The following is a 5,946-nucleotide window of genomic DNA, read 5'->3' as shown; positions in this document are numbered from 1 at the left end:
GCTTCACCGGAAGCTCCGGCTTCATGGGGAGCTCGGGCTTCAGGGGCTTCATCGGAAGCTCGGGCTTGACCGGCTTCCTCGGGTACTCCGGCTTCACCGGAAGCTCCGGCTTGACCGGCTTCATCGGGTGCTCGGGCTTCACCGGATACTCCGGCTTCACCGGCTTCATCGGGTACTCCGGCTTCACCGGATACTCCGGCTTCACCGGCTTCATCGGGTGCTCGGGCTTCATCGGAAGCTCGGGCTTCACCGGCTTCATCGGGAAGTACGGCTTCACCGGATGCTCGGGCTTCATCGCCTTCGCCGGGAAGTCGGGTTTCGCCGGGAAGCCGGGCTTCATCGGGGACGGCGGGTAGGGGTTGATGCGGTCCTGAGCGTGTGCGCTTCCCGCGTTCGCCAGTGCGGCTGCGGCGAGCGCTGCAGCCATCGTGGCTGACGCCAGGACAGATCGCCTTCGCGGCGATGTCGACATTTTCTCCACTCTCCTCGACTCGGTTCAGGGCTTCGTGACGGCTGGTCAGCACCTAGAGCTGGACAGTGGAATGAATAGGAAATCGCTTAACCTGAGTAACGCTGCGGCGGCCATAAGCCACCGGATGGTGTAGCGCGGGAGGCCAGTTGACCCGAACGGCGGCGGGAGGACGACCCAGGAAGGGGGCCCCGTGGCTCGACGGGACGACACCCCGTCGTCCGCACAGGATCCCGACGCGTATCGTCCCGGTTCGGCGACGCGTCGACGTGGCGCGGGCCGCCGGCCCGGCGGTCGAGAGAGCGCCTGCGGCCGGAGCCGCAGGCGCATCCTGACGTTGCTGATCCCGGACCTGATCCCGGTCCGGTTCAACCGTGCTGAAGAGGTCCGGGCACCGTGCGGCGCCCGGACCCGTGTCTCACGCGGCGAGGGCGTGCCCGGGGTGCAGTACCACCTTGGTGTAGCCCTCGATCCGCTTGTCGAACTTCTCGTAGGCCTGCGGCGCCTGCTCCAGCGGCAGTTCGTGGGAGACCACGAAGCTGGGCTTGGCCCGCCCTGCGATGATCATGTCACGCAGCTGACGGTTGTACCGCTTGACGTTGCACTGCCCGGTGCCCATCTGCTGGCCCTTCTCGAACATCCTGCCGATGGAGACCAGCAGCTGGCCGTGCCTGGCGTGCTCGTCGGGACCACCGGGGTCCGAGGGCACGTACAGGCCGGGTACGCCGAGCATGCCCGTCGGCCGTACCGTCTCGACAAGCGTGTTGAGCACGACGGCGGGTTCCTCATGGCTGGCATCGTGTGCCTGGGCCTGGTACCCGACGGCGTCCACACCCTTGTCAGTGCCTTCGCCACCCGTCTGTTCCTTGATCCGCTCGGCCGGGTCGCCCTGGGTGAAGTCGATGGGGATCGCCCCGATCTCCTCCGCCTTGGCGAGCCGCTCGGGCACCCGGTCCACGGAGAACACCTTGGACGCACCGCGCAGCAGCGCGGAGTAGGCGGCCATCAGGCCCACGGGGCCGGCTCCGAAGACGGCCACGCTCTCACCGGGGGACACCTGGGCGAGTTCGCATCCGTGGTAACCCGTCGGGAAGATGTCGGCGAGCAGCACGAAGTCGGTTTCGAACTCGTTGCCCTGCGGCAGCTTCAGGCAGTTGAAGTCGGCGAAGGGCACCCGGAGCAGCTCTGCCTGGCCTCCCTTGTAGGGGCCCATCGCCACATAGCCGTAGGCGCCGCCGGCGAAGCCGGGATTGACCGTCAGGCAGAATCCGGTCTTGCCGGCAAGGCAGTTCTTGCAGAAGCCGCAGGCGACATTGAACGGCATGACGACCCGGTCACCCTTGGACAGGGAGGTCACACCGGTGCCGACCTCTTCGACGATGCCGAGGTTCTCGTGCCCGAAGACGATGCCCGCCTCGGCCGCCGTGCGGCCCTCGTACATATGCAGGTCGGATCCGCAGATCGCGGTCGACGTAACCCGTACCAGAACATCGTTCGGATGCTGGATCTTCGGATCGTCGACGTCCCTCACCGTCACGCTGAAGGGCTTCTCGTAGACGACGGCTTTCACCTGGATCACCTCCGCGTCTAGCGCTGGACGACGGCGGCGAGGGGGGAGCCGCGGCCGGGGGACGCACACGGAGGCGGGCCTCGGACTGTGCCGTGGCCCCGATGCGCTCGCTTCACCGCCGGTACTTCCAGGTAACGCCCCTACGGCAGGGGCTGCAACCCACGTCGGCGACGGCCCCTGTTGCGGCGGACGCCAGGTGTCGGACCGCATCCGAAGGGTCGCATTCCCTGCCATGTCCGGGGCCGCCGGAAGGGATCGACGCGCTCACGGGGTGGGCACGGACCCGTAGCAGCGGGTGAGCCCCCGGTGACGCCCGGACAGTGGTGACCGGGCAGCTGCGGCAGGGAGCGCACGGCCTGTACGGGAGCGCACACAGAGTCAGCTCCTCCCCCCGGGCCACGTCGTGTGCAGGATCGAGCGCGCGGCCGTCCTCCGGCCGCTCTCCCAGTACGGGTGGAACAGCACCTTCGCCGACAGCCGGATGAGCCTTCGGCGCAGGACCGTGCACGGCTGTACGGCGAGCCGGCGGTAGGTGGTGTGCCACTCCTGGAGGGCTTCGGCGAGGTCGTCGGGAATCGGCCGCATGACCAAATTCAATCAGGTGTTCGAATTTTTGGGACAGCGGAGGCACGCGGGCCACCCTCGGCCCGTACCGATGCGCGGGCCGCGGCACGGTGGTCCCGTCCGCGCCGCGTGAGCCCCCAGGGCTTGAGGACCGAGATCACCGTCATGAAGATGTAGGCGGACAGCGAGACGACAGGTCCGAACAGGACGGCACCGGCGTCGGGCAGGGGTCCACCCGCCGCCACGGCCGCGACCGCGGAGTTCACCCCGGGCCGCAGCGCGAACGCGGTGGCGCCGGTCGTGGCCAGAGTCAGCCAGAACTTCGTGCAGACCCATCGATACCGCGCCAGCCCCCACGGTGTGCCCATGGACAGCACGACACCGCTGAGGAGCGCCAGGAACGCGACGGGGAGCAGCAGCCAGTCGGCGAAGAGCTTCATTCCCCGGACGCAGGCCTCCACGGTCACCGCCGATCCGGTGACCGTGGCGGTGGTCCCCAGCGCGAGCAGCCCGAGCGTGAGCCCGAGCCAGCTCGCGGAGGCGGTCACGTGGACGACGAGGGAGGCCCGGCGCGCGGGTCGGCTCAGCATCATGTGCGACACGTTGCCGGAAGGGATCGCCCGTGACGTCTGACGGCCGGAGTAACCCGGCATACTCGCCTCGGCGTACGGGACTCGGCCCGGCGGTCAGCCGATGTTGACCATCCAGGTGACGCCGAACCGGTCGGTGCACATGCCGAACACGTCGCCCCAGACCTGCTTCTCCAGGGGAACGGTGACGGTGGCGCCGTCGGACAACTTGTCCCAGTAGCCGCGAAGTTCGTCGGCATCGTCGCCGCTCAGGCTCACCGCGAAGTTGTTCCCCGGGGTGTGCTCCGCGCCCGGCGGCGCGTCGGCGCCCATCAACATGAATCCGCTGCCCGTTTCGAGCATGGCATGCATGATCCTGTCGTCGTGCCCGGTGCCGCCACCGAACTGACCGTAGGTGTTCAGTGCCAGCTCGCCACCGAGGACGCTCTTGTAGAACTCCATGGCATCTCGCGCGGTGCCAGGGAAGCTGATGTACGGGTTGAGACGAGAAGTCACTGTATGATCCTTTCGTCACATATGGCCGATGGGGGCAGCCTACGCCGGTGGGAGCAGGGGCACCGTCTCGCACGCACAGTCACTCGCCGGGAGCGAGCGCCGACGACCGGCCCGGCAGATCGGCGGCGGGCGGGAGCGGCCAAGTCCTGCGGTCTCGTTCAACGGCGGCCGCATCACCGCTCCTTGCGCCCGTCGGCCCTGCGCGAGGACCGCACGCACAGGGACCGGCGAGCGTCGGACCGGGGCCCCGGGCGCACGCCGCCGGCAGGCGGAATGGTTGATTGCCGTTGGGATTCCGATGGGGTGCATTGTCGGCCAATGTGACGCGGTCGCACCGACCGTCGCGGAGAGAGAACCCCCGCGGGTCGGCGCAGCGACTCGGGCCGGACACGGGTGCACATGCCCCTGGCAGGGAACGCCTCGCTTTCGCGACGCAACGCCCCAACGCACGCCGGGTTCCCGGAGACCGGTCACTGTCCGCCCAGGGCGGGAAAGGTCGCGGCCGCCTCCCGGGTACACCATCGCGAAGCGCCGGGCGGCCCGGCGCACCCCTCGCACGAGCCGGTCGGGAAGCGGCACCCAGGATCCACGCTCCGGGGTCCGGCCAGTCGACTGTCGGCCATATCCGGCGCGGCGCGTGAGCGCCGGGGAGTCCCAGGGCCCTTGTTCCCGCCATGCCCGGGTGATTAGGCTCCGGCTCGCTTTCGCACGACGTACACATTTTCCACACATGGCGGCCGGGATCCTCGCTTCGGCAGTCGCTTCCGCATGGGCACAGCGGTGACCTCCTGCCGAGGGACCGCGAGCACTTCGAGGGGGTGGGGGACATCGACGCGTCTCGCTTACCGCGGCGTGCCGACGGCGAGGAGTCGTCCGCGTCCCCGGCCGCTCCCCTCCCGTCGATGGGCGCGTCCCGCGCGGGAAGCCGCCGTGACATCGCCGTCCTGTGGGGCGTCAACGCCGTCGACGGACTCGGCAGCCAAGCTTCCGGGTTGGTGTTCCCTCTCCTGCTCCTGGACCTTGGTCACGGTCCAGGAACCGCAGGTTTGTTCGCCAGCTCCGCGGCTCTCGCCGGTGTGCTCCTCGGACCGGTGGTCGCCGTACCGTCCGACCGGGGGCACCGGCGCCGCCTCATGACCGGCGCGGCGGTCCTGGCAGCCCTGGCGATGGCGGGTCTGGCCGTCTCCTGCCTGTGCCACCCGCCGCTGTCGATCCTGCTGGGCCTGGCCTTCACCGAGCGCCTGTGCGCGACGGCGTACGAGACGGCGGCGCGCGGATCCCTGCGCCTGCTGTCGTCGCCCGACGACCTGCCACGCGCCGTGGCCGGCCTCCAGGCGGGCGATCAGGCGGCGCTGGTGCTGGGACCGGCGCTGGGCGGTGTCCTGTTCGGCGTGAGCCGCTTCCTGCCGTTCGCCGTCGACGCGGTCTCCTACGCCGCGGCGGCCCTCGGGGTACGGGCCATTCGCACCCCCCTGGACCCCACGGTGCTGCGAGCGGACACGACGAGGTCCGGCGGGGCCGAACCGAAGAAACTCCCGGCCGGACCGAGCACAGCCGAGGCCGGGCCGAGCACAGCCGTCGCTGGGCCGATCGCGCTCGTGGCCGAGGTGAGCACAGCCGTGACCGAGCCGATCGCCCCCGTGGCCGAGCCGAAGACACCCGTGCCCTCCACACCGGGCACACCCGCGGCCGCCGCGCCCGGCACGTCCATGGCGCCGCCCGGCACCTCTTCGTATCCGCCCGATGGCAGGCCCCGTACGCCGCGGCAGGCGCCAGCCCCCTCCACCGGCGCGCTGCGGGCAGGCCTCGTCGCGGTGGTCCGCTCCCCCGTGCTGCGGCTGGTGCTGCTGTGGTCGTCGGTGGCGAGCGGGGTGCTGGCCCTGCTGTTCTACACCGCGGTGTTCGTTCTGGGCACCGGAGCGGGTGGCGCGGCCACCGGCGGGGTGCTCGCGGCCTCGGGCGCGGCAGGTCTGGTCGGTTCGCTGGTGGCGGCGCGGGTGGTGAGGCGGTTCGGCGCCCATCGGTCGCTGACCGCGGCCACCTGGCTGCTGCTCGTGCCATGTGCCGCGCTGTCGGCAGCCGACGGGCCATGGCCGTGGGGGCTCTGCTTCTGCGCGCTGTGCCTGGTGCTGCCCGTGGTCACGGTCGTCCTGAGCGGAGCGGCCGTCCTCGCCGTGCCCCAGGACCTGCAGTCGCGGACCGGAGCCGTACTCGGGTCCGCCACCGCCGTCACGGCAGCCGTGGCGCCTGCCCTCTCT

At 70.3% G+C, this 5,946-nt stretch carries 5 protein-coding genes and 1 pseudogene; 1 reads left to right on the top strand and 5 read right to left on the bottom strand.

Annotated features, from left to right (window positions below):
• From AB0H32_RS46090 to AB0H32_RS46070, 5 genes and pseudogenes are all read right to left on the bottom strand, one after another.
• A pseudogene (locus AB0H32_RS46090) lies at positions 1-427 on the bottom strand (hypothetical protein); the annotation flags it as partial.
• Between the two features lie 460 nt (positions 428-887).
• Positions 888-2,039 (bottom strand): glutathione-independent formaldehyde dehydrogenase, encoded by a 1,152-nt coding sequence (locus AB0H32_RS46085; protein ID WP_361135021.1) that lies wholly within the window; start codon positions 2,037-2,039, stop codon positions 888-890.
• A gap of 378 nt (positions 2,040-2,417) precedes the next feature.
• A complete protein-coding gene (locus AB0H32_RS46080; protein ID WP_361135018.1) occupies positions 2,418-2,624 on the bottom strand; it encodes a hypothetical protein in 207 nt (68 codons plus the stop codon).
• 8 nt (positions 2,625-2,632) lie between these two features.
• Entirely contained in the window at positions 2,633-3,196 is a 564-nt protein-coding gene (locus AB0H32_RS46075; protein ID WP_361135015.1) for a DUF2269 domain-containing protein, read from the bottom strand.
• 93 nt (positions 3,197-3,289) lie between these two features.
• Positions 3,290-3,688, bottom strand: a complete 399-nt coding sequence (locus AB0H32_RS46070; RefSeq protein ID WP_361135012.1) for a VOC family protein — start codon at positions 3,686-3,688, stop codon at positions 3,290-3,292.
• 902 nt (positions 3,689-4,590) lie between these two features.
• On the opposite strand from AB0H32_RS46070, the gene AB0H32_RS46065 reads away from it, so the two are divergent.
• Positions 4,591-5,946, top strand: a 1,356-nt coding sequence (locus AB0H32_RS46065) for an MFS transporter (protein ID WP_361135009.1), incomplete at its 3' end; no start/stop codon positions are given.

Source organism: Streptomyces sp. NPDC020362, assembly GCF_040642095.1.
Lineage (GTDB): Bacteria > Actinomycetota > Actinomycetes > Streptomycetales > Streptomycetaceae > Streptomyces.
The sequence above is the reverse complement of the archived record's forward strand: the minus strand, read 5'-3'. Positions and strand labels throughout refer to the sequence as shown.

What these genes read in the sequence shown, in the direction of transcription:
- AB0H32_RS46080 (WP_361135018.1), bottom strand. Translation starts at nt 2,624, where the DNA reads ATGCGGCCGATTCCCGACGACCTCGCCGAAGCCCTCCAGGAGTGGCAC.
- AB0H32_RS46075 (WP_361135015.1), bottom strand. Translation starts at nt 3,196, where the DNA reads ATGATGCTGAGCCGACCCGCGCGCCGGGCCTCCCTCGTCGTCCACGTG.